This window comes from Enterococcus sp. DIV2371 (assembly GCF_050498525.1).
Lineage (GTDB): Bacteria > Bacillota > Bacilli > Lactobacillales > Enterococcaceae > Enterococcus_B > Enterococcus_B mangumiae.
The window spans coordinates 1965977-1990257 of sequence record NZ_JBIPAJ010000001.1; the positions used below are offsets into that span (position 1 = coordinate 1965977).

The window sequence follows — 24281 nt, forward strand, 5'->3', positions numbered from 1 at the left end:
CTTAGATTTGCTCCTCTCTGATCAATTTTGCTGCTTTTGCGAGAGCAATCACTCTTTCCGCTCGCTCAACGATCGGTTTATCGACCATCTTGCCATTGACAGAAATCACACCTGAGCCTTTTGCTTCCGCTTCTTGAATGCCCCAGATCACTTCTTTGGCCGCTTGGATTTCTTTTTCTGTTGGTTCATACATCGCATGGACGAAAGGAATCTGACGCGGATTGATCACTGACTTCCCATCAAAGCCCAATTGTTTGATCAGACTCACTTCTTTTTGAAACCCTTCAACATTTTCTACATCGGAATAGACTGTATCGATCGCCGCAATACCAGCAGCTCTCGCTGAATGAAGAATCATATTACGAGCAAAAAATAGTTCTTGTCCATCGGGATATCGTTGCGTTTTCATATTGGTGACATAATCTTCTGCCCCTAATGCGATCCCCACTAAACGGCTAGAGGCATGAGCGATCTCTGTAGCATTCAACACACCTTCTGCGGACTCGATCGCAGCCATCATTTTTGTCGTCCCAACTGGCAGTTGATTCGCTTCTTCGACCGCAGTAATGACTTGATCAACATCGATGATATCTTGCGCTGTTTCTGTTTTCGGGAGTCGAATCACATTGATTCCAGCCAAAATCATTGCTTCAATGTCTTGATCGCCTCCAGCAGACAATGGATTGATTCGAACGACTGTTTCTACTTTGCTGTAATCAAAAGTTTTTAATGCAAAATAAACGAGCAAACGTGCCGAATCCTTTTCTTTCAAAGATACGGCATCTTCTAAATCAAACATGATGGAATCTGCACCATACAATGGGGCATCTCTAAGCATGGCTGCATTTGCACCTGGGACAAACATCATCGTTCTCCTTAAACGTTCCATGAACCGATCTCCTTCCAATCATAACGCTCTTGTTTCGCTGCGCGATAAACGGCTGCCACGGTTCTGGCACGGATCGTGCAATCAAGTGCGCCTTTATCGGCAGCCGTCACTTTTACTCTTTCGATACCTAAATCTTGCAACGTATCCATAATGACTTTTCTGATTTGTTGGCCAAATTGTTTTTCGACACTGCTTGTCAAAGAAAGTTCAATCCCTTTATCTTCCTTTGGATCGATCGTGATCATGATATCGCTTGATTCAATCGTGCCAGCAACTGCACTTTGGTATATTTCCATGTTTAATCACCTCTGTTGTATATGGTTCTTGATATAGTTATAAGTTGAAGCGGGCAAATATGCTTGTAATGTCTCATCATCCGCTTCTTTTAAAGCGCGTCGGACTTTCGTTGCGCTGATTGCTTCATTTTTTATGCGTTTTCTCGGGATAATGATCAGGGAAAGTGATTCTCCAAACACCTTCTTTAAGGTTTCGTTATAGATTTCTGTCACCTTAGAATAAGGTTCTTCACCGACAAATCGGCTTTTGATTGCTAATATTGGTGCAATTTTTTCTTTAAAAAGCTGTGCGTCTAGCGTAGCTTGCGCGATTGTTGCTTTTTCTGTGGCATGGTCTTTTAAAAAATATGCAGGAAATGTGGCGGAAGAAATCAGATAATCTTCTGTTGGTAAAATGGTCACATTAGTTAAATGTGCTACCCCTTGCTTGACCATCTCCAAGCGGTCGTCAAAGGATAATTCTGAGCGATCTTCTGATAAGACGAAAAGATAGACTTGATCTGCTTTTTTTGATGCACATTCAACCAAGTATTGATGACCTTTTGTAAAAGGGTTCGCATTCATCACAATTGCACATCCTGTTCCTTCCTTCTTTTTTTTCTTCAACATGCCAAGATAGTCATGAAAATCCGGTGTCCCATATTCCATAAACAAAATGGTTGCTGTGGCAATGATTTCTTTCAATCCCAGCGCTCGAAAAAATGTTTGATTACCTGGGCTAGTGTAGACAAAGAAATGTCTCCGATTTTCTTCAGACAAATGATTGATCAATTCCTGAACGATTTTTGTTAATAGATTTTCTGATTGATATGTTTTCTCCACAACCAAATATTTCAAGATATTTCTTTCATACGAACCGGTTGCGATCAGTTGTTCTTCTTTATAGATCCCGACTGTATAGTCAACTTTTTCATCGATGGCTAGATCCGCTTGTGTAACTAGCGCGAGCCATTGCTGATATGCTTGCTGATCTTTTTCCAACCATAATCGTTTTATTTTATACATGATCAAACCCTTCTTTTATTTTCGTACTGGAAACAACCGGCTCAAGAGCATCGAAGCAAAATAGATGATCAAGATAACAACGAAAACCCCACCCCATCCTAAAACTAGTAGTTCAAGCGATTTGATTAATTCTGCAGACATTGTCTTTCTCCTTTCTTAGACCAACAAGGCGAGCAATAAGCCACCGGCAATCACTGAAGCAATCTGACCAGACACATTGGCCCCAGCGGCGTGCATCAAGATGAAGTTCTGTGGATCTTCTTCTGTCGCCATTTTCTGTATGACCCGACTAGACATTGGAAATGCTGAGATTCCTGCTGCTCCGATCATTGGATTGATTTTCTCTTTTCGGAATAAATTAAATAGTTTCGCAAACAACACGCCACCGATCGAATCCATAATAAAGGCAACTAGCCCTAGACCAATGACCATCAAGGTATCAATCTGTAAAAATTCTTCATACTGCATTTTGACCGAAATGGATATCCCCAATAAAATACTGATAAGATTCACCAACTCGTTTTGGGCAGTGATCGACAGACGTTCCAATACTCCACACTCCCTCAACAAATTACCAAACATCAAAAAACCGACTAGTGGCAAAGAAACAGGTGCAATCAAGCCGGCGACGACCGAGATCACTAAGGGAAACAAGATTTTTGCTGTTTGCGATACTTCTCCTGCCCGATAAGTCATGCGGATCTGCCGTTCTTTTCTTGTTGTTACAGCTTTGATCGCTACCGGCTGGATGATTGGTACTAATGCCATATACGAATAGGCAGCCACCATGATGGCCCCCATATATTTGGAGTTCAACGTATTCGCGACAAAAATGGATGTTGGCCCATCTGCTGCTCCGATGATCCCGATAGAAGCCGCATCATTCATATCAAACCCTAATAGGATGGCTACAATGATCGTAAAGAAAATCCCAAACTGGGCAGCCGCTCCAAAGAGTAATAAAAACGGATTTTGTAACAATGGGCCAAAATCGATCATCGCACCGATCCCGATGAATAATAAAAGTGGAAACAGCTCCGTTGTGATTCCCATATCAAACAATATTTGGAATGCTCCTGCCTCGCCACCAGCACTTAGAACCCCTGAATTGGGAAAATTGACTAAAATCGTACCTAACCCCATTGGAACAAGCAACGTCGGTTCATATTCTTTTTTGATCCCAAGATACATGAGGACGCCGCCAATCAACATCATCACGATCCGACCCGGCTCTTGCCCCATTCCAATAACTCCTTCAATAAGTGTTTCCACACATGTCACTTCCTTTACCTAATCTAGAGTGAGCCACTCTGCTTTTAAACGATACTTTCTTAACTGATCGTGATAAGTGGATCACCAGGATTCACCATCTCACCTTGGCCAATATGGATACCAGTCACTTTGCCGGCTTTACCAGCAACGATCTCATTTTCCATTTTCATTGCTTCTAAGATCATCAACGGTTGATTGACTTCTACCACCTCACCGATTGAAACTAGTATGCGAGAAATCGTTCCCGGCATCGGGGAAGCCATCGCATCCGCTCCGGCTGCAACTGAGGATTTCACTTCCGGTTCTTTAGGTGATTCCTCCGTCGGAACCGCTGTTTCAACTGGAGTAGCACGTTCAACCATAGGAACAGGACGTGTTTGTGCGCCTTCCCCGATTTCTTCCATTTCCACTAAATATTCTTTTCCATCAATTGAGATTTTGAACTTCCGCAACATTTTTTCTCCTCCAAAATAATTTATTTTTTGGTTATTTTTCGTATGACGAATTGACTATGGGGATGAGCTTCTGCTCCCACAGCCGTAGCAATTAACGAAACCAAAACCATTTCTGGATTTCGTTGCTTTATTTTTTTTATGACAAAGCGACTTTCTGGATAATGTTCCGCTGCTAAACTTGCAGCTATCACACTGACACGTTCAATATCTGCTGGCGATACATCAATGTACGCAGGAACCGCTATCATTTCATCTGTTTCTTCTTTGTTCCTCTCTTCCACCATCGAAGGGGGAGTTTTCATTGCTTGTTGCTGCTTGTTGAATCGTTTTTTAAATAGCCCCATACTTCTTGCTCCTTTCTTCTTTCTATCCTTATTTTCATTATAGGAGGATTGAACCAATTTTGTTTTCCAAAATGAAATAAGATTGTTTTTTTGTTGTTTCTTTTTCTAAAAACAGGAATAAAAAGCACGAGAATCATTGATACAAAAGCTTTTCTATTGAATTAATGTTCTGTTAAGGTACGGTTAAGCATACGCTAAGATTAACTAGACCAAATTGTTTTTTTCATGTTCTTTTTCATCCCTTAATCTATCATCCTTTTAAAATATTGCTTATCCTAGAGTCGTCAAGACGACGTCGATTATAGAAAACACTAATCTTTCTATCCTTTGAAGGGTTTTCTATCCACTTGATTTTGATAACGCTTACAAATAATACAATCAGAAAAGGAGAAGAATATGCTACTAACCGTTTTATCTTATGCGATGATCATTGTTTTTATGTATGTCATCATGAAAAAGAAAATGTCTCCATTTACCTCTCTAGTGGTTATTCCACTTTTGTTTACTTTAGTTGCAATGATTTCCGGTGCTTCAAAGAAAGGAAATATTGGCGATTTTGTATTAGAAGGAATCAAAACAACTTCAAATACAGGAATCATGCTATTATTTGCCATTTTATATTTTTCGATCATGTTAGACGCCGGACTATTTGATCCAATCACAAAGAAAATGATCTATTTTGCCAAAGGCGATCCAATGAAAGTCTTGATGGCAACCGCGATTGTCGCTGCTACCGTCTCCTTAAATGGTGATGGAACAACGACCACGTTGATTTGCTGCTCTGCCTTTATTCCTATCTACAAAAAGTTGAACATGAAAATGATGAACCTAGGCGTATTGATCATTCTGCAAAATACGATCATGAATCTATTGCCTTGGGGCGGACCGACCGCTCGAGCAATGGCTGTCTTAGAAGTTGATGCGGATATTTTGTCTTACTTAGCGCCCGGAATGATCTTGTCTCTACTTTATGTCATCTTTTTTGTCGCCCGCCGAATGGGAAAACAAGAACGGACTCGTTTAGGTATCACTCAATTATCCAATGAAGAAATCGAAGAGATCACTAAGATCACCGATCCTGAAACAGCAAAAATACGCCGTCCTAAGAATTTTATTTTCAATGGGTTCCTTACGATCGCACTGATTGCTTGGCTAGTGGCCAGCTCGTTTATCTCTTCGATCGCCTTGCCTCCGCTTCTCCTATTTTTAGTAGGGACTTGTATTGCTTTGATGGTAAATTACCCCATTCTTAAAGATCAATCAGCACGGATCGGTGCAAATGGTGGCGATGCTGTGCAAGTCGTGATTTTAGTGTTTGCAGCCGGTGTGTTCATGGGCTTGTTCCAAGGATCTGGAATGGCAGAAGCATTAGCAAACAGTTTTACGTATCTCATTCCAAAACAATTAGCCGGCTTCTGGGGATTGGTTATCGCTTTGATTTCAGCACCAGGTACCTTCTTTATTTCAAATGATGGCTTCTACTTTGGGGTATTGCCAGTCTTAGCAGAAGCTGGTCATGCTTATGGATTCACGAATATGCAAATGGCTCTTGCCTCTTTGATGGGTCAAGCCTTCCACTTGCTAAGTCCATTAGTTGCTTTTATCTACCTTCTACTACGTTTGACTGGATTGGATATGGGAAAATGGCAAAGAGAAGCCGGAAAATATGCCTTAGGTATTTTTATTATTTTTATCATCACAATTATCCTTTTAGGACATATGCCGTTTTATATCCCACAATAAAAAAAAATCCGTTCTGAGAAAGACTCCGTAACAACTGAAAATAAGCGATTCGATCTTTTCACTGATACGGAGTTTTTCATAGGCGGTATTACACCATACACTTTATTCCGATTGATCAAACAAAAGTCACTCACTTTTTTCATTCGTTTTTATAAGGCGAACGACAAAACATGATAAACTTATTAATTAATTGGATGATTTAATAGCAAAAGTAGAAATGGGGAGAAAAAAATGAATGAGGTTGTTGAAGCATTACGCAAAAATTTGGATCTAACTCAAAATAAGACATTGAACGTGCTTATTTATGAAGCTTTTCATAAAACGATCATTCTAGGGGATATCCCTGCAAATACACGGATCAACGAAAAAGTTTTAGCAGAAGAACTAAATATCAGCCGGACACCCATTCGCTTAGCCATGAAACAATTAGTCAATGAAAAGTTGGTTCAACATGTGCCTAAAATCGGCATCGTTGTGAAAGGTATCCGCATAAAAGACGCTTACGAAATCTATGACATCCGCAAATCTTTAGACACACTTGCCACGATCAAGGCCATGAACCAAATGACAAAAGAAGACTTCTTCGAGTTGAAAGAGCTATTGTTACAAGGAGAACGTTATAATCAAGCGGACCAAACAGAAAAAGTCCTACAGAATTTCTCGGACTTCAATACTTTCATTTATGAAAAAAGCCAGATGCTCCGTTTAAAATCTATCGTACTAGAGTTACAAGCTTACTTAGTTTATTTTCGTGATATCGCCATTCGTTCATCCAGACGTAGAGATAAAGCCCTTGAAGAACACTGGCTCATCTATCGTGGCATGCAAACGAAAAATGTAGAGCAAATCACTTTGATCACACATGAACATCTTGATCGTTCTTTGCAATTTATTTTAGCTGAAATGGAGCGTAGAAAAATTGACTGATCACGTACTGATACCTTCAATTGCACTTGCTGCAAAACACGCTTTACAATACGAAGTCACATTAAGTCCAAAACCAGGCTTAGTCGATCCATTTTCAAAAGGTGCGCATAACGATATGGATTTTCAGACGTTTCAAACGAGTATTCAAGCGTTATCTCCCTTTTTCTCAAAATATCTTGAAGTTGGGCTTCAGCATAAAGGGAGCAAGAAAAGGTTATTTGAACGTCTACGAACGATCGGCTATCAAGCAGAAAAAATGATGCTTGTTGCAACGAATGGCGTGAATACACATAAAGGTGCGAATTTCTCTTTTGCAGTTATATTGGGCGCTATCGGCTGGCAATTGCAACAACAGTTTATTCAAAAGCTCCCGTTAAACGCTGAACAGACCCAGAAAATTTTACACGTAACTGGTGAATTGACTCATCATTTGATCCAAGAAGATTTTCAAGATCTAACCCGAAAAAAACAAAAAACGCATGGCGAAAAACTTTTTTTAACGTACGGTCTTTCTGGTATTCGAGGCGAAGCATCACAGAGCTACCCTAGCCTTACTTCACTTCTCCTTCCATACCTGCGTTCAACAAAATATGACACAACAGATGAACTATTTTTACGTGCATTAGTGTTGTTGATGAGTGAGATCGAAGATGGAAACTTAGTTCATCGCGGAGGTATTCAGGCGTGGCAACAAGTAAAACAAGAAACAAAAAAAATCCATCAAGCAGACCTTTCGACGAAACAACTACTTGATGAATTAGCTAATTATGATCAACGACTGATCGAACGCAACCTCAGTCCTGGCGGCTCAGCAGATTTACTTTCATTAGGCATGTTTTTCGCTCAATTAGAAGGACTACTCTCTCTGCCAGAAGGCAAAAAAATGTAACCAAGCCCACGAACTGTTTTGAGGTACTGGACATTTTTCGGATCATCCTCGATTTTACTACGCAAGTGATTGATAAAAACCATAAGGGTATTCGCATCCATCTCGCTGTCATGCCAAACACTTTGATAAATTTGTTCTTTAGAAAAAACCTGTTCTGGATTTTCCATAAAAAATTGCATCAATTTGATTTTTTTTGAAGACAATTCAATACACGTATCCTTTTTATATAGCCGATAAAGAGCCTTATCGAAACAAAAATCGCCGACGATGATCTTATTTTTTTTGCATAAGGTCATTTCCTCTTTGATCACCTGATGTCGGTCAAGAATCGCAATCACTTGTGCCTTTAAAAGTGTCGGATTGAATGGCTTAGTTATGTAATAATCCGCTCCCATCTCTAATCCGGTGATAATTTCGATTTCATTTTTATGTTCAGTAAAAAAGACGATTGGCGAGAGCAAATCCTTTTCACGAATCAATTGAACAATATGATAGCCGTCCGTCTGATGTGCTAATCGAATATCTAAAAGATAGAGATCAAAAGTCACTCTAGACATGATATCCAACGTTTTTTCAACAGAATCACTTTGATAGATCAATACGCCTGTTGGTTGCAAAGCCTTCCAAATCATTCTTCTAAACGTTAGATCCTCATCGATTGCTAAAATCTTTTCACTTCTCATTTTCTTTCCTCCTATCGGGTACATCTTTAGAACTAAAAAAATCTCACACTCTTGTCATTACTATTTGATCGAAAAACCAATTGATCACAACATCACAAATCATCTTTCAGTTCTATTATACGCAAAGAAACTTCGAATTTCCGACCGTAAAAAAGAAAATACAATAAAAAAACATTTTTTATCTTGTTGATAGACGAGTCCTTTATAATAAATTACTTTATGGTTTTAGAATCATACCAACTATAAACATCTATCATTAAGCAAAGTACATTTTGACCCTGTTAAAACTTTAAAAGGAAAAACATACTAAAAATAGTGATCAGAATATTTTACCCACTATTTTTAGTATGTTTAATTTTATGTACACTAATTCATTCTAATATAGAATTAAACGCGACTAATGAAGCGAACCTAATCAAGAGTTTTAAAAGCAAAGAATATTACATTAAAAACATTCTGAATCACTCCTAAAAAAAGCTTATTACAGAAAAATAGCCCCACTCCATAAATCTATGAAATGTGGCTATCTTCCTAGGCATAGCGCCCTTCACTAAATAATGTATATCATAGCAAATAGTGTAAATCAATAGATAAATAAATTTTTCATACTATTTTTTTTGAGAATTTTTTCTATATATGGCATAGTCAATGCTAACTACTTAAAATAAAATTCCCGAAACTCGTCATTATTCTAGGCTGGAGAACATATGAGAAATACAAGTACGCTTAGGTCATTCAAATATCCAAACGACTATTCATATCCCTACTCATGTTTTCCTGAAAAGCGGAGTCAAAACCGGAGTCAAAACAAAAAAAATGTAGCAAGAACACTGTACAATCATTGGTACAACAGTGTTTTTGCTACTTAAATGGTTTCTCCGAATGGAGACGGCGGGAGTCGAACCCGCGTCCAAACACATCGCCACTTAAAAATCTACGTTCATAGTCAACTCATTTAGAAGTTCGCTTTACAGCTTGCCGAGTGACAGGCAGTCTGTATCGCTAGTCTGATGTTCTCTTTTTCAACTTACAGACGGAAAGTTGAAACGTATCCCACTAAAGTTAGGACCCTTACTCGAGCACATGGGCGATGCCGAGAGGATCTACGCTAACTGTTTTTAGGCAGCTAAAGCGTAAGAGTTGTTTTCGTTTTTAGCAGTTATATTTAACTGTAACGTTTTAGCGTAGACGTAACCTACGAAACGCAATTCAAGCTCGAACTGTGCCTGTCGAATCCGTAACGTCCCCTTAATAAAAATGGGTTACGGTATTTTTAAGATACTTATACAGTATACCATATATTTCATTTTTTTCAATATGGATGTTTGCTCTTCAAGTAGTCCATTCACTTCTTGAGGCAAACAAGAAAAGCCTAAGGTCTGAATAGACAATGGACTTTTCATGCTCCCTCTTAAAGTGAACGTTCTTTCTACCTTAGACAATCACTTGTTTTAGGCAATTGTTTTTGCAACATTCAATACTGTTTCTTTTTCTGCATATTCTGGCATATTTTTGAACAACTGTTGCAATAATGGGCTTTGGTTATGTCCTTCGATTGCTTGTTCGTCGCGCCAGTTTTCCACCATCGTAAATACATTGACTTGCTCGGTTGACTCATACAATTCATAACTCAAGCAGCCGTCTTCTTTTCGAGTGGCTTCGATCAATTGTGTGACTTCTTCTAAAAATTCAGCGCGTTTTGCTTCTTTAATGGTAAATTTCGCATTGATGATGATCATTTGTCAGTCTCCTTTTCTTTCTATTTGAAAGAAGTGATTTTTTCTGAAGCTAAACGAACAGATTCATATCCTTGATCGACTGCTTTACCGACTGATAAGATCATCACAGGTACATAACGTTCTTTGTCTAAATCAAAAGCTTCTGCCAATTGATCTGCTTCAAAACCGCCGATTGGATTCGTGTCATACCCATGGCTGCGTGCAGTTAGCATAAATTGCATCGCCGCTAAGCTAGAATCGATTTTCACTACGTCATTCATTTGTTCGCGTGTGAAGTTTTTGTAGTAAGGAATGATTGCTGCTAGTTGTTCGTCACGAACTTCTGCGGGCATTTTGCCTTCTTCTACTGCTTGATCATAAATCTCTTCTCCGTACTCGTAGCAGTTCATATCACCAAAAATCAAGACCATGGCAGATGAAGTGTCGTTTTGTTTTGTATTAAAGCGGATCAATGGTTTCAATTTTGCTTTTGCTTCGTCACTTTCAACTACTACAAAACGCCAAGGTTGTAAATTGACAGAAGATGGAGCTGTTGTTGCTTCTTGGATCATTTCCAACATTTCTTCGTGAGGGATCTTCACATTTTCATCGTAAACACGGATCGACTTTCTGCCAAAGACGATATCTGAAAAATCATTGTTTGCTAAAGTTTTATTCATTACTTAACCGCTTCTTTCTTCAATTTGATTTTTAGTATAATTTATCCAGTAATTTAGTCAGTTGATCGATTTCTTCATCTGATAGGGAAACACACAAGGAGTCATCTGATTCTTGATGATTTCTTTCACACGCTGTCAATTCATTTACTGCTTTATTTGATAAGGAAACAAATACTTCACGATTATTGTTTTCGTTTCTTTTTCTAATCACATATCCTTTTTGCTCTAAAATTTTAAGGTGACGTGAAATAGCTGCTAAATCGATTTTTAAATCGCTCTGTAACTTGTTTTGCAAACATTCCCCGTTTTCTTGTAAGAACATCAAGATCTCGTATCTCGTTAAACTAAAACCAGTTTCCTTCTCAAATAATGCGGTTCCTTCTTGACTGATGATCTTTATCTGATAAAGCAATTGACTTAACTTTCTCAGCTCCATATTATTGCCTCCTACTATCATTGACTAATCAATTATTGACTTGTCAATAATATAAATCATTTCCTTACTTTTGTAAAGTAAAAAGAAAAATAAGTATCTGTGATAACATTTGACGTGTTCCTCAAAATCAAATAAACGTTGGAAGCAGAATCGATCTAAAGTATAAAACGGAAGCTACGAAAATTTAAATAACAATTTTCGTGGCTTCCGTCTTTTAATTGTTCAACTATTCGTAGTCGATTTCTTATATGTAGTAAAACTCAATTGATTATGTAAAATATGCGAATTAGTGGAAGTCTGACATTCAAATGTTGCTTATGATGATCAGACTTCCTAATGGTCAGTAGATGTAGTCATACTTTAAGAGACCATCGCTTGTGTATAAAGCTTTGTTGGCGCTTGGAAAACTTGCTCAAAAGCGTTCAGCTCATAAATATCTGTATATTTTGCTACTACTTTGCCACCTTTTTCTAAAATATCCAAATGATCGATACGATCATATTCTTCTACACTCATAATCACACAGTTTTCTAATTTTCCGATTACTTCTCCTACTACTTTGTTTTTGATACCAATTGGATTACATACATATTTTTGTCCTAAAACGATTGTTTCACTTGTCATGATTCATTCTCCTATTTCTTTATTAACATTTTATAAAATGATAATAACATTAAAATTAGATTATGAAAACAAAAATATTCACTAAAACACAAAAAAGTTGAAAAAAAGTGCATTTACACCTTTTTTCAACTTTTTTTCGCTTTATTTCATAACATTTACAGGAAAATCACCTAACAATAACTCAACATATTGTTCCAAAAATTCTTGGTCCAACGCATCATACCCTTCGATCACTCCGCAATCGATATCTAATACGCCGATCAATTGATTCTCTTTGATCATAGGGACAACGATTTCTGATTGAGCCGCTGAATCGCAGGAGATATAATTTTCGTGGGTTTTCACATTGTCAACGATCAATGTCTTTTGTTTTTCTGCTGACTCTCCGCAAACCCCTTTGCCCATTTTGATACGTGTACAGGAGACTTTTCCTTGGAAAGGACCTAAAATCAATTCTTGTCCATCGTATAAATAATAGCCTGCAAAGACTGTTTGAGGTAATGTTTCATTCAATAGCGCAGAAGAGTTAGCTAGATTGGCTAACCAGTTATCTTCCGCTTCTAAAAGACCTTTTTGTTGAAGCAGCAAAATTTCATAAGCATCTCGTTTTTCTTTTTCTGTCCATAACATCCAACATCACTCCTTCTATTCCCAAAATTTTAGCGTAATTCAAGGAGCAATGCTATGATTTATTTCTCGTTCGTACCAATTCGGATCATTCTGCTTGCTCGATTTCAGCCGCTAGATCCGCATAGTCGATTTCCGTTTGGATAAACGTTGGATCGTTCGTTGGAAAATGTTGGATCAACGCATCCATTTGACTGATTTCAACTGTTCCTTCCGAAATCTCAAAATCAAGGATGTGTCCTCCAAATATTTTTTCCTCATCAATAAAATGTAGATGGAAACCGGCGGCTGCTACCCCTTGAAATAGTTCAGGCGTGTAAAAACCGACGATCGTTCCTTGCACATCTGATTGCTGGAATTCAGGTTGCGATTCTGAGATCTTCGCTAAGCGTCGATACGGTTTTTCTTGTTTTGGCATGATCCGGATATGCATGTTTTTAAATAAACCACTGATCTTGACCGCAAAAAAGAGATTTTTTCCGCCTTCTTCTTTGAGGATCTCTTCTTTCAATGTTTGGCTCGCTAAGTGTTGGACTGAAAATGAACGGTCAACTGAAAATGGGGTGATTGCCGCATAAGGAGTAGACTCTTCTCCAGACAAATGGATCAATGCGCCATCAGACCTTCCTTGATAAGCTTTACCATCTAAAAAGATGACCTCCCCGTCCAAGCCGTGTAATGTTCCCAATCCTAGTGTGCCATGTTTTAAGATTTCTGCTATCGACGTAGTGCCATCCATCAACCCCGCCATCAGCGCACCTAGTGTGCCATGTTGGTATAATATTTTCTCTGTCATACGAGCATCCCCTTAATAAAATTGGTCTGGTAAGATTGTTTCGCCTAGTTTTTCATTGTCTCGATAATCGATCGGGATATCGATGATGACTGGTCCTTCTGTTGCAAAGCCTTCTTCTAAAGCGGCTGCCAATTCTTCGGCGTTTCTAACTCGTAACCCTTTAGCACCAAAAGCTTCTGCATATTGAACAAAATCAACGGGGCCAAAATCAACACCTGATGCACGTTTGTATTTCATGATTTCTTGAAATTCAACCATATTATAGCGACCATCATTCCAAATCAAATGAACGATATTCAATTTTTTACGTACAGCTGTTTCTAAATCTTGTGCAGAAAACAAGAATCCGCCGTCTCCTGAGACAGAAATGACTTGTGTATTTGGTCGAACCAACGCCGCAGAAATTGCCCAAGGAAGTGCGACACCTAACGTTTGCATCCCATTACTAAATAGTAAATGACGGGCTTCATAACTTCTAAAATGACGAGCCATCCAAATATAGTGGCTGCCCACATCAACTGTTACGGTCATGTCATCTGTTACTTTGGATTGTAGTGTATTGATCACTTCTAAGGGATGCAAGATACCATCTTCACTGCTTGTTTCACAGATATCTCTTGCTTTTAATTTCTCTTGCAAGGTATTCAAATACTCTTGTGCATCTTCAGAGACTTGTGTTTCTTCTAATGATTCAGTTAGTAAATCTAATGTGGCAGAAATATCACCGATCAATTCTCGTTCAGGTTGCATGTAACTATCGATTTCAGCTGGCGTTTCGTCGATGACGATGATTCGGGCATCTTTTTCTGCATTCCAGTTTCTAGCTTCATATTCAATTGGATCGTAGCCAATCGCAATCACTAAGTCGCTACGTTTCAACAGCATATCTCCTGGTTGGTTGCGGAATAGTCCGACTCTGCCAAAAAAGTGTTCTTCGAGTTGCCGAGAGATCACGCCAGCCGCTTGGAAGGTTTCTACGACAGGTAATCCTGTTTTTTCAACAAGTTGGCGAATCGCTGCTGTTTCCTCTTTGCTTGAGCCACGCATTCCTACTAATAATACTGGTAACTTCGCTTCACGAATGCGTTCGACCAAGTAATCAATATTTTCAGCAGAAGCCGAACCTAGTTTAGGGTCTTGTAATGGCTTGATCACGTCGCTTTTGACTGGTGCATCCACCACATCCTGAGGGATACTGATAAAACTTGCACCTTTTTTCGAGCTTTTTGCCATTCTGTAAGCATTAGCAATGATCTCTGAAATCGTTTCAGGATCTTGGATCTCGGCACTATATTTCGTGATTGGTTCAAATAATGCTGCATTGTTCATGCTTTGATGTGTTAGTTTTAATAAATCGCTGCGTTTAACTTGTCCCGCAATTGCCAATACAGGGTCACCTTCTGCTGTTGCCGTGACTAAGCCTGTCGCTAAGTTACTTGCTCCTGGCCCACTTGTTGCAATCACGACACCTGGTTCTCCAGTAATGCGACCGATTGCTTGCGCCATGAATGCGGCATTTTGCTCATGACGAGTCACGATCAGTTCTGGACCATGATCTTCTAATTCATTGAATACGCCGTCGATTTTTGCTCCTGGAATACCAAATACGTAATCAACTTGATGATTGATCAAACTTTCTACTACAGTTGAAGAACCTTGTTTTTCTTTATTGTCCACAATACATCTTCCTTTTCAAAGCTATTTACATGATTATTACATAATAAATAGAAATTATATTAATACAGTTTTACGAACCTGTTTCATTTATTAGTTTAGCACTAATAGTTGTTTTTGTGTAGTGAGAAGTTCAAAAAAAGACATACATTTTTGTCACTTAGACAAAATGTACGTCTTTTTTTATTGATTCAGATAAGTTTTTCCTAAAATGACTAAGCCGATTTCGTGATCACCCATATCGGCAATTTGCGGTAAGTGTCCCCAAAGCTCATAGCCATTTTTAAGAAATAGTTTTTTGCTTGCTTGATTTACATCAAACACAAGGGCAACGAGCGTACGGATCTTAAGATGTTCCAATTGCGTTTCAACAAAAGCGAGCGCATCTTGTCCTAAATGTTGACCACGCGTGACTGGATCGAGGTAAATACTGATCTCAGCTGTCCGATGATAAGCGGGTCGACCATAAAATTCACTGAGACCGATCCAACCAACGATATGATCGTCATGAGTCATCACCCATAATGGTCGTGAATCGGCGTGATGTGCTTCAAACCAGGGGATTCTCGATTCAACGGTGATTGGCTCTAGGTCTCCCGTCGATCGTTTAGATGCAATCGATTGATTATAGATTTCAACAATGCGCGGTAGATCATCGATCGTTGCATGTGAGTACTTGATATCGATTGGTTCCGCCCCCTTTATTTTTTTGAACAGTATAGCATATTTTTTATGATTGTTATACAACAAAAAAGGGGGCTTTTATTTATTATTTATTTTTCATCCTTTTAGATTGTTGGATGATTTTAAGTGCGCGTTTTCGCGTTTTGATATTCGGGCTTTTCAATCGGCGGTATGCACTTGAAAGATCTTGTTTCTCCATTTTTATCCCACCTCTTCAATTGACTTATTTTACTTCTGTGAATAGCATTTTTTTCCTTAATTTAGGGGAATATTTTTTCAAAGCTAAACGTTCTGGCGTATTTCTTTTATTCTTGCTAGTCAAATAAATCCGCTCACCGGTTTCCTTGCATTCTAATGTAATATTCTGGCGCATCTTTTTTCCTTCTTTCTTTTACTTGATTTGACGATTCAATCGTCGTCTGATTTCAGCTCTTGATCCAACCTACTGACACCGTCTAAATAGTAATGATTACGATTTATAAAAATCAATATACGCTACTAGCATTCTTCTGTCAATAAAAAAACGAATGAAAATTCACTCAAATGAATACACAATCATTTTATACGACCTTAAATAACAAAATAAAAAAGTCACCTCTCTCGATAGGATTGCTCCTTTTTCGAGAAAGGTGATGGCTGTCTATTTCGTTTTATTTACACAAAGCGCTTTTTCTTTTGCTAAAAAGAATGGTCGTAGATACCCGACTGTATTTGATAAAGGAAGCAGTTCTTCATTTAGTTGGATATGCAGCACTTCGGCTAAATACTGTTTACGTGTGATGATGCGCTCCCACATGTCCGGATACTGCTCAGCTAATTCATTTCGCAACCGTTCATCCGCAATGGCGATACATTCTTCCGCACTTACACCGGTATATCCAGCTACCGAAGGAATGATATCTAATTGAAAGATCATACCACTTTGGATGATTTCGTTTGATCCCGAATAGATTGGCGAAGCTAGCCATTCTTCATCCGCTGTCAAATGCCCTGGATTCAAATGCCAGTGATATTGTGCTTGTGGTAAAACGGCTTCAATCAACTCGTACAACTCAGACCCCCGCATCCCGATTTGGATTGCTTCCAACCAACTGACCATCGCTGCATAGTAAGGCTTTGCTACGCGATCGAGATAGTCAGATTGTTCTACTGGTAACTGACTTTCTTCTGCGATCACAAATCCCGTACGACTGGATAAACCACCTTTGAAACCTGTTGTCAATGACATGGGATCGCCTAGTTGGATCGGTTTTGCTGTCGGATAGAGATTCGCATGTTCAAAACGACGACCAGTCGCTGCGATGGTGATCACTGTGTTGGCTTGTCCTTGAGCATTCAATAACTGTCCGATTTCTGACTCTTTCACCTCAGGTTCGATTGCATCCAACGCACGCAACATACAGGAAGAGGCCAGATTTGCACCATATTCGTAGTGTGCCAGTTCATTGGCATTGTTCGTGACGCGTGACCCATTTTCACCAATCAGCACATGTGTTCCATTGACTAAAGAAGTTTCTTTAGGGAGTGCTTGTTTTAACGCCTCAACAATAAAATATGGGACATCGAAGATTTGGGAATTATCTTGTAATGTGGATGTAAAAAGCTTCCAGCCGACTAAGCCGATTTTCTTATTATCTGCTACGTTCAAAGAAGTAAAGATAGCTGATAAGTCTTGTTCATTCGTCATTGGTTGATTTGGCAATGAGAACGCTGGATAGTGGATCAAATCGGCGGTGATCCGCGCATGCGCATTCATTTTCAAGTTCTCATTTCCGAGAATCATCGTGCATTTCCCTGTTTGGTCCAACAGCAACAAGCCTTCTTCAAACCGAGGGATAAATCCAGTAAAATACTCAAAATTACTCCCATGCTCTTTGTCTGCGTAAATCACCAACAGGTCGATTGCTTCTACTCGCATTCGTTCGATCGTTTTGTTGACTCGTTCTATGATCGTTGCATCAGTTAAAAACACGGGAGCAACATCTGGAAAAATCGTTGGTTTTGGTAAAGTCGTTAATTGAATATTTTCTTTTTTCATTTATCATTCCTCGTTTCTATGAGTTGTACATGGTTCTCAGTCAATGCTTTGATTAACTCGTTCGAAGGCTTTTGATCTGTAATCAAATAATCGATCGATGACAGGTCACAAATTTTATAAAAACCGGTCTTATCAAGTTTCGTATGGTCAGCCAGCGCAATCACTGTGCGGCCTTGTTGGATCATCTGACGTTTCACACGCCCTTCTTCTTCCGTGTGGATAAACAACCCATCACTTGATAAAGCAAACACACCAAGTAATGTATAATCTGTCTGGTAATTTTTCAACTGTTCAATAGTTTCTGTGCCATATAAAAACAACTGGGCTTTATGAAGGCTGCCCGGCAATAAAGAAATCGCTGTTTCCGAATAGTTCGCCAATAATAAAGCATGGGATAATGAATTAGTGACTGCTTGTAGCCTTTTATCCGGTAACTGTCTGATCACTGCTTCCACGGTAGTTGAGGAATCAAAGATGATCGATGATGGCTCTTTCATTAGTTGGCGCGCCTTCTCAGCCATTCGCTTTTTTATGTCACTGAGAATCGTTGCCCGCTGTTCATAATCAAAGATCGTTGCTTCTTTTTGGAGGGCTAGAGCACCACCATGCGTTCGTTTGATTTGGTGCTGTTTTTCTAACTGGATCAAGTCGCGCCGAATCGTATCTCTGGAGACAGCTAACTCATCCGCCAAATCTTCGATCGAGGCACTTTTTTCTTGGTCAATGATTTCTTTGATCCGTTGCAAACGCTCTGCTTTTAACATCTAATTCTCCCCCTTTGAACCTAAGATACGCTATATTGCACTTTTTTGCAATATTTTGCATTATTTTTCGCAAAAAAAGAAAGACCAAAATAGTCTTCCTTTTCCCTATTTAGATTCAACTAGTAACGACTTGTTGGGCTTCAATTGTTTCAATCAGTGAAGATAGCTCAGAAAACTGATCAATCACATAGTCTGCGCCCGCTTCCAAATATTCTCGGCGCACTCGTTTGAATAGCGCTTCTTTTTCTGCTTCCGATAATTGCTGATAGGCGTCAAATGAATAACCCGCTTGCGAACTACCTTCAATCACGCCAACAGAAATCACTCCGGCATTTTTCCCTTCTAAAATATCGGAGATCGTATCTCCTAGTTTTAGTACTTCTTGGTTATTTTCCTGTTTGAAATAAGCCAAGTTTGTGAGTAACATTTCCGGCGCAGGACGACCTTTTCCGTCTACCTCATCAGGCGTGACGATGTGATCCGGTTGATACCCTTGTGCGTTTGCTTCTGCAATGACGATTTCCATCATTTCACTTGTATACCCTGTTGTACTGCCGATTTTGATCCCTCGGTTTCGCAAAACAGCAACAGTGTCCAAAACGCCCGGTTTCACTTCTGCATGGTTCGCTAATTGTTGGAACAGTACTTCTTCAAATGTGGCATAGATCGCCTCGATATCTGCTGTTGTAGGTGCCTGTCCATGAGTCTCTAACCAACTCTCAGCAATCCGTGGCATCTCTAGCATCCTCTTGATATGCTCGATTTTTTTCAATCCCATCGGTTCTCTGATTTCTTGCTCCGTCACAGTGATCCCTTGACGCTCAAACGCTTCTCTAAACGCAGCCACCGGTGCCATACACCCAAAATCAACCGCTGTTCCTGCCCAATCTAAAATGACGACTTTAATCATTCTTCAGTTCCTCCATATATTGCTGGATCAAACCAGCTACTTTTTCGATATCTTCCAAATAGATTTCACCAATATTCCCAATGCGGAAACAATCTGTATCACTGATTTTCCCAGGATAAATCGCGTAGCCATGCGTTTTTAAATAGTCATAAAATGCTTGAAATTCAAAATCACTCGTTTCTGGATATTTGAATGATGTGATGAAAGGACCTTGATTGTCACTGACATAGGCTTCAAAGCCGATTTCCGCCATTCGTTCACGTAAACGCTCATTATTCGCATGGTAACGTTGGTAACGAGCAACGATCCCACCTTCTTCTGCTAACTCTTCCAAGGCTTGCCAAAATGCTAATACCGTATGCGTTGGTGAAGTGTAACGCCACTTGCCGTCCACGTCCATTACCCGAAATTGGTCATAAAGATCCATGCTCAACGTACGTGCTTGACCAGCACTTTTTTTCAACAAATCTTTTTGACAGATCACAAAACCAAACCCAGGTACTCCTTGGATACATTTATTGGCACTTGAAACAAGGAAATCAATTCCTAACTCGCCAACAGGAATGGGGATACCACCGAAACTTGACATTGCATCGACGATAAAACACAAGTCATGTTTTCTTGTCAGTTCCGCAATCTCAGGTAGAGGATTCAAAATACCAGAAGTCGTTTCACTATGGATCATCGCCAGTGCTGTGATATCGGGATGCACTGTTAAGAGCTCTTCGATTTTTTCTGCTTGTGGGGTTTCATTTTCAGCAACTTGATAAACCACATGATCAATGCCATGATATTCAGCCATCTGAACCATTCGCTGGCCATACGCCCCATTTGTACAGATCAATAAGCGATCAGCTGGTGTAACTACCGAACTCAAGACAGATTCCACCGCAAAACTGCCGCTCCCTTGCATCAAGACAGCTGTGTACGATTCATTGGAAACTCCAGCAAGATCAAGCAACCGCTGACGGATTGCTTGCGTGATGACCTTAAAATCATCATCCCAGGTACAATGATCGACAAGCATTGCTTCTTTCACCGTACGGCTCGTAGTCAATGGCCCAGGCGTCAATAGTTTATAATTGATTTTATTGTGATTCATTTCTTGCTCATAATGTTCGATTACCTTTGTTTTCCCACTCATTTTTCTTTCTCCTATTCAACTAGACTTGCGTGTTTTTTCAATAGATCTGGTGTTAATGCTTCTGGGAAGACTTTTTGATTCTTCGCAGTTTCAACACCTGTTAAATCATCTGTTTCATACAGTTTGCTTGGATAAAATTGCAATAGATCGGCGCGTCCTTCTTTAAGGATCACATTCAACATCTCTTCTGCTAAAGGATTCGTCTCTTCTCCTTTGTCGATCACCGCAAGTGATTCTGTCAACGCATACGTGCCTTCACTAGGTTCCACAAAATCGATCGGCAAGCCTTCTTTTTTATCCTTGATTGCTTGGTGGCGTAACCCAAAACCTAGTGCCACTTCACCAACGCGAACTTTTTTCAACGGTCCTGAACCAGAAGCTTCGATATGATCGCCCGCATTGTCATAGATATCAGCTAAAATCGATTGTGCTTCAGTCTCACCATATTCATCGATCAATCCTTGGAACAACAACCAAGCAGTGGAAGAATGGTTGATATCAGAAATCGCCAGTTGTCCTTCATAGATAGGATCAGCTAGATCGGCTAAACTCGTCGGTACAGGTAAATCTGCTTCTTCTAAGACCTGCGTGTTATAGAAAATGACACCTTCTTGTGTTGTCATCGGCGCTTGATAATTTGGTAGATCATCGATTGGTTGCATGTCTAGTGATAGTTCTTTGAAGACAGGATCATTTTCTTGAACACCGTCTAGATAAAACGTACTCATCGTGACTAAGTCCGCTTCGATATCTGTCCCTTCTGCCCAAAGTTTGCCGCTCAATTCAGAAGTACCAAAAGATTGCAACAAGTATTGATTCTCAAAACCATTCGCATCAAGGACTTCTTTGATGATTTGCACAGGTTCCTCATCTGCATTGGTGTAAATGATGACTTTGTCTTCACCCTCCGCATTTTCGCTTGCATTTGACGTGCTACACGCCCCTAGAATTCCCAAAGCGCTGACGAATGACAGATAAATCAAACCTTTTCTTACTAATTTTTTCATTTGCTTCAACTCTCCTCATGATTGATTGCGCAAGGATTCTTGCGGTTAAATTAACGAGCAACAATAAAATGGAAAGGATAAAGATTTCAGTAAATCGCCCGAAATGTTGCAATTCTTTGATTTTTGTCGTAATGACCATCGTTCGCGCACTTGTCAGAAAAACGACCGCACTGATCGTCACCATCGAATTGGTAAAATAGTAACAAGCCATTTCCACAATGGTTCGCTTTGAATTTGGCAGAATGATCCGAACCAACGTTTCGAACCAACTATCGCCCATCATCTTCGCCGTATTTTCCCAATTTGGATTCATCTTCAACAAGGCACTTTTTGCTAACTGGTAAGGTGTTGCAAAATAATGGATCATGTTTGCAATCACTAAAATACTGATTGTACTTTGCAGAGTCGTGCCACTAAAAACCAGTAAATAAGCGATCCCTAAGACCATTCCTGGAATCGAATTAGTGACTGAAGCTAAGCTGTCGATCATTTTGAGTATCATGCTCTGTTTCACAGAACGTGCGGTGAAAACTGCTGCTAGATAGGCAATGACCGTCCCCACTAAAGCTGTCCAAAATGCCACGATAAGACCCGTATTCAGCGTCCGACGCAAATCAGACGTTTGCATAAACGCTTCGATATGGCGGGTTGTAAACGTCAAATCAAACGGCCAACCTTCCACAAACGGAATGAGGAACATTACTAGAAATACACCTACAATGAATAATCCACCAATCGTCATACCTATGCTAAAGAGGCAGTCTCTGATACGGTTGCTCTTTATAGATGTGCTTGTACCAGGTGACGTATGGTCGTTTTTTTGGATCTTGCGTAAAAACAAAATACTGATGATCGAAGGAACCAACATGATCAACGCAATGACTGCCCCGCGATTAAAATCTGGGATCGACCCCATAAAATACTCATACAGTAAGGTCGTGATAAATGTTTCTCGACCGCCTACCGCTACAGGAATACCAAAATCAGTAAAACTCATGAAAAATGCTTGGACGAAGGCAACGCCAAATGTTTTGCTTAATGGCTGCAGGATCGTGATCCTCAGCCCTCTCAAAATACCGTCACCCATCAATCTTGATACTGTCAAATAGCGTTTATCCAAATAGTTCATCGCATCGTTCATCAATAAGAAAGTCACTGGGATCGTATAGATCAATAACCCTAAGACCACACCTGATTTCCCATAGATCGAAAATAATTCATGACCGAACAGACGCGTCCATAAGCCTTGACGACCAAAAGAATAGATCAAGACAAACCCGTAAGTGATCGTTGGCAACAACATTGGCAGGAAGAAACATTTCTCGATGATCCACTTAAATCCCTTTGGCAAATTGGTAAAGTGCATGCCATAAGCAAACACAAAACCAAGAAGTGTTGCCAAAAGTGCCGTGATACCGCCAACGATCAGGCTGTTGCTTAGCGCATCCAACCAACCGTAATCTTTTGCGAGTTCTTGAATCAGTTCAAAAGAAAATCGTCCATCTACACTTAATGCCTCTTTTATCACGTTTACTAAGGGATAGAACAACATCAGCGCAAAACTAAACAAGATAAGCGGAGGTAATAACTTTTCTACTTTCAACCTACTCATGAGAAATAAACCACTTTTTCTTGAAGGACTCCTGTTGCTTGCGTAAAGATCCGTTCAATATTTCTACGTTTGATTTTTAATTGATCAACGATAAATGCCTGTACAAAAGGCTCGACAGTATTCGTGACGATTTCTTTTGGCGTACTGTATTGTGCGATCCGCCCATCTTTTAGCACCATGATCTTATCAGAAAGGGTCAACGCTTCTTCCGGATCATGTGTCACGATGATCGTCGTTAAATTCAGTTTTTTGGCAATCGTTTGGATGCGCTCTTTGATCGACTCTTTGATGACACCATCCAAGGCACTCAAAGGCTCATCCAACAATAAGACTTGGGGTTTCATCACCAATGTGCGTCCTAATGCTACTCGTTGTTTTTGCCCGCCTGATAGTTGGTGGATTCGTTTATCTAAATGATCGTTCAAATCTAATAGATCGATCAATTCTTGTAATTCTTCTTTAGAAGTGAGATTTTTTTGTTTTCGCAAACCATAAACTAAGTTTTCATACGCACTTAAATTAGGAAATAAAGCATAGTCTTGAAAAACAATATTAAATGGTCGTTTCTCCATGGCGTGTTTCGTAATATCCTCGCCATCATAAAGTAGTTGACCATTCGTTGGTTGCTCCAATCCTAAGATGATATTCAGTAATGTCGTTTTTCCTGAACCTGAAGCACCGAGTATCGAAACGATCTCTCCTTTATCGATCGATACATTGATTTCTTTTAAAACCTCATGATGATTAAAAGTTTTACTAATACCATCTAGTTTTAACATGCTTTCACTCCTTCGTTCTTTCTATACTGCTAATTGTAGAAAACCATTTTTTACTTCCGATTAACTTTAAGTAAATTATTTGTAGGAATATATATTTTTTATGTAAATTTTCTAATGGTTTTCAGATAAGTATGTCTACAAAAAAACAGTGGCTTGGTATCCAATGCGTCATTTTCAGCATTGAAACCAAACCATTTTTTATTTTAGAACTAATTTTCTTATTCTGTTTGTCAACTTCCTGTAAAGTTGAGGTCAATCAGATAGATGCGCTTCAGCTAACTGGCT

General features: G+C 39.4%; 28 protein-coding genes and 1 other RNA gene. 3 read left to right on the plus strand and 26 right to left on the minus strand.

From position 1 onward, the window contains the following. Position 1 precedes the first annotated feature (1 nt). The 7 genes from citE to IGL24_RS09205 are packed head-to-tail and all read right to left on the minus strand — an operon-like array spanning position 2 to position 4261. Positions 2 to 889: a citrate (pro-3S)-lyase subunit beta gene (citE, locus tag IGL24_RS09175; RefSeq protein WP_207699979.1), complete on the minus strand. Its 888-nt coding sequence runs from the start codon at positions 887 to 889 to the stop codon at positions 2 to 4. Continuing rightward, positions 877 to 1185: a citrate lyase acyl carrier protein gene (citD, locus tag IGL24_RS09180; RefSeq protein ID WP_207699978.1), complete on the minus strand. Its 309-nt coding sequence runs from the start codon at positions 1183 to 1185 to the stop codon at positions 877 to 879. The genes citE and citD overlap by 13 nt, the downstream gene beginning before the upstream one ends. 6 nt (positions 1186 to 1191) lie before the next feature. Beyond that, positions 1192 to 2190 carry a [citrate (pro-3S)-lyase] ligase gene (citC, locus tag IGL24_RS09185; RefSeq protein ID WP_207699977.1) on the minus strand — a complete coding sequence of 333 codons (999 nt, stop codon included), beginning with the start codon at positions 2188 to 2190 and terminating at the stop codon, positions 1192 to 1194. Positions 2191 to 2205: 15 nt separating this feature from the next. Next, positions 2206 to 2331, minus strand: coding sequence for an OadG-related small transporter subunit (locus tag IGL24_RS09190; protein ID WP_277989388.1), 126 nt, complete (start codon positions 2329 to 2331; stop codon positions 2206 to 2208). 15 nt (positions 2332 to 2346) lie between these two features. Further along, positions 2347 to 3462, minus strand: coding sequence for a sodium ion-translocating decarboxylase subunit beta (locus IGL24_RS09195; protein WP_207699976.1), 1116 nt, complete (start codon positions 3460 to 3462; stop codon positions 2347 to 2349). A 59-nt stretch (positions 3463 to 3521) separates the two neighbouring features. Next, positions 3522 to 3917: an acetyl-CoA carboxylase biotin carboxyl carrier protein subunit gene (locus tag IGL24_RS09200; RefSeq protein WP_207699975.1), complete on the minus strand. Its 396-nt coding sequence runs from the start codon at positions 3915 to 3917 to the stop codon at positions 3522 to 3524. Positions 3918 to 3937: 20 nt separating this feature from the next. Further along, on the minus strand, positions 3938 to 4261 hold the full coding sequence (locus tag IGL24_RS09205) for a hypothetical protein (protein WP_242699765.1): 324 nt from the start codon (positions 4259 to 4261) through the stop codon (positions 3938 to 3940). A gap of 396 nt (positions 4262 to 4657) precedes the next feature. Here IGL24_RS09205 and IGL24_RS09210 point away from each other — a divergent pair, with 396 nt between their 5' ends. From IGL24_RS09210 to citG, 3 genes are all read left to right on the plus strand, one after another. Continuing rightward, positions 4658 to 6004, plus strand: coding sequence for a CitMHS family transporter (locus tag IGL24_RS09210; RefSeq protein ID WP_207699974.1), 1347 nt, complete (start codon positions 4658 to 4660; stop codon positions 6002 to 6004). Positions 6005 to 6235: 231 nt separating this feature from the next. Next, a complete protein-coding gene (locus tag IGL24_RS09215; RefSeq protein WP_207699973.1) occupies positions 6236 to 6931 on the plus strand; it encodes a GntR family transcriptional regulator in 696 nt (231 codons plus the stop codon). Further along, complete coding sequence (citG, locus tag IGL24_RS09220; RefSeq protein ID WP_207699972.1) at positions 6924 to 7820, plus strand: triphosphoribosyl-dephospho-CoA synthase CitG; 897 nt, start codon at positions 6924 to 6926, stop codon at positions 7818 to 7820. The genes IGL24_RS09215 and citG overlap by 8 nt, the downstream gene beginning before the upstream one ends. Here the strand turns inward: citG and IGL24_RS09225 are convergent. The 19 genes from IGL24_RS09225 to IGL24_RS09315 all read right to left on the minus strand — a co-directional run bounded on the left by IGL24_RS09225 (position 7775) and on the right by IGL24_RS09315 (position 23996). Continuing rightward, positions 7775 to 8503 (minus strand): response regulator transcription factor, encoded by a 729-nt coding sequence (locus IGL24_RS09225; protein ID WP_207114999.1) that lies wholly within the window; start codon positions 8501 to 8503, stop codon positions 7775 to 7777. The two genes, citG and IGL24_RS09225, sit on opposite strands and share 46 nt — an antisense overlap. A gap of 880 nt (positions 8504 to 9383) precedes the next feature. After that, positions 9384 to 9751: a transfer-messenger RNA gene (gene ssrA / locus IGL24_RS09230) on the minus strand. 203 nt (positions 9752 to 9954) lie between these two features. Further along, complete coding sequence (locus tag IGL24_RS09235) at positions 9955 to 10242, minus strand: putative quinol monooxygenase (protein ID WP_207699875.1); 288 nt, start codon at positions 10240 to 10242, stop codon at positions 9955 to 9957. Between the two features lie 20 nt (positions 10243 to 10262). Next, entirely contained in the window at positions 10263 to 10901 is a 639-nt protein-coding gene (locus tag IGL24_RS09240; RefSeq protein WP_206859135.1) for a nitroreductase family protein, read from the minus strand. Positions 10902 to 10932: 31 nt separating this feature from the next. Further along, a complete protein-coding gene (locus tag IGL24_RS09245; RefSeq protein ID WP_207699876.1) occupies positions 10933 to 11337 on the minus strand; it encodes a MarR family winged helix-turn-helix transcriptional regulator in 405 nt (134 codons plus the stop codon). Between the two features lie 360 nt (positions 11338 to 11697). After that, positions 11698 to 11961 carry a hypothetical protein gene (locus tag IGL24_RS09250; protein ID WP_206859139.1) on the minus strand — a complete coding sequence of 88 codons (264 nt, stop codon included), beginning with the start codon at positions 11959 to 11961 and terminating at the stop codon, positions 11698 to 11700. Between the two features lie 141 nt (positions 11962 to 12102). After that, complete coding sequence (locus tag IGL24_RS09255; protein ID WP_206859141.1) at positions 12103 to 12591, minus strand: GAF domain-containing protein; 489 nt, start codon at positions 12589 to 12591, stop codon at positions 12103 to 12105. A gap of 85 nt (positions 12592 to 12676) precedes the next feature. Continuing rightward, a complete protein-coding gene (budA, locus tag IGL24_RS09260; RefSeq protein WP_207699877.1) occupies positions 12677 to 13384 on the minus strand; it encodes an acetolactate decarboxylase in 708 nt (235 codons plus the stop codon). Between the two features lie 12 nt (positions 13385 to 13396). After that, positions 13397 to 15061: an acetolactate synthase AlsS gene (gene alsS, locus IGL24_RS09265; protein WP_207699878.1), complete on the minus strand. Its 1665-nt coding sequence runs from the start codon at positions 15059 to 15061 to the stop codon at positions 13397 to 13399. Positions 15062 to 15241: 180 nt separating this feature from the next. Next, a complete protein-coding gene (locus IGL24_RS09270) occupies positions 15242 to 15745 on the minus strand; it encodes a GNAT family N-acetyltransferase (RefSeq protein ID WP_207699884.1) in 504 nt (167 codons plus the stop codon). 82 nt (positions 15746 to 15827) lie between these two features. Further along, on the minus strand, positions 15828 to 15941 hold the full coding sequence (locus IGL24_RS09275) for a putative metal homeostasis protein (protein ID WP_104870956.1): 114 nt from the start codon (positions 15939 to 15941) through the stop codon (positions 15828 to 15830). 24 nt (positions 15942 to 15965) lie between these two features. Further along, positions 15966 to 16115 (minus strand): 50S ribosomal protein L33, encoded by a 150-nt coding sequence (rpmG, locus tag IGL24_RS09280; RefSeq protein WP_071866836.1) that lies wholly within the window; start codon positions 16113 to 16115, stop codon positions 15966 to 15968. 267 nt (positions 16116 to 16382) lie between these two features. Continuing rightward, positions 16383 to 17780, minus strand: coding sequence for an aminopeptidase P family protein (locus IGL24_RS09285; protein WP_207699879.1), 1398 nt, complete (start codon positions 17778 to 17780; stop codon positions 16383 to 16385). Beyond that, entirely contained in the window at positions 17777 to 18544 is a 768-nt protein-coding gene (locus IGL24_RS09290) for a DeoR/GlpR family DNA-binding transcription regulator (RefSeq protein ID WP_207699880.1), read from the minus strand. The genes IGL24_RS09285 and IGL24_RS09290 overlap by 4 nt, the downstream gene beginning before the upstream one ends. A 115-nt stretch (positions 18545 to 18659) precedes the next feature. Continuing rightward, the gene (phnX, locus tag IGL24_RS09295; protein WP_207699881.1) at positions 18660 to 19454 is read right to left on the minus strand and encodes a phosphonoacetaldehyde hydrolase; all 795 of its coding nucleotides are present in this window, start codon (positions 19452 to 19454) and stop codon (positions 18660 to 18662) included. Beyond that, positions 19447 to 20556, minus strand: a complete 1110-nt coding sequence (gene phnW, locus IGL24_RS09300) for a 2-aminoethylphosphonate--pyruvate transaminase (RefSeq protein ID WP_207699885.1) — start codon at positions 20554 to 20556, stop codon at positions 19447 to 19449. The genes phnX and phnW overlap by 8 nt, the downstream gene beginning before the upstream one ends. 53 nt (positions 20557 to 20609) lie before the next feature. Beyond that, the gene (locus tag IGL24_RS09305; RefSeq protein ID WP_207699882.1) at positions 20610 to 21605 is read right to left on the minus strand and encodes an extracellular solute-binding protein; all 996 of its coding nucleotides are present in this window, start codon (positions 21603 to 21605) and stop codon (positions 20610 to 20612) included. Continuing rightward, complete coding sequence (locus IGL24_RS09310; RefSeq protein ID WP_207114993.1) at positions 21532 to 23217, minus strand: ABC transporter permease subunit; 1686 nt, start codon at positions 23215 to 23217, stop codon at positions 21532 to 21534. Before IGL24_RS09310 ends, IGL24_RS09305 begins: the two co-directional genes overlap by 74 nt. Further along, positions 23214 to 23996, minus strand: coding sequence for an ABC transporter ATP-binding protein (locus tag IGL24_RS09315; RefSeq protein ID WP_206859158.1), 783 nt, complete (start codon positions 23994 to 23996; stop codon positions 23214 to 23216). The genes IGL24_RS09310 and IGL24_RS09315 overlap by 4 nt, the downstream gene beginning before the upstream one ends. Positions 23997 to 24281: the final 285 nt, after the last annotated feature.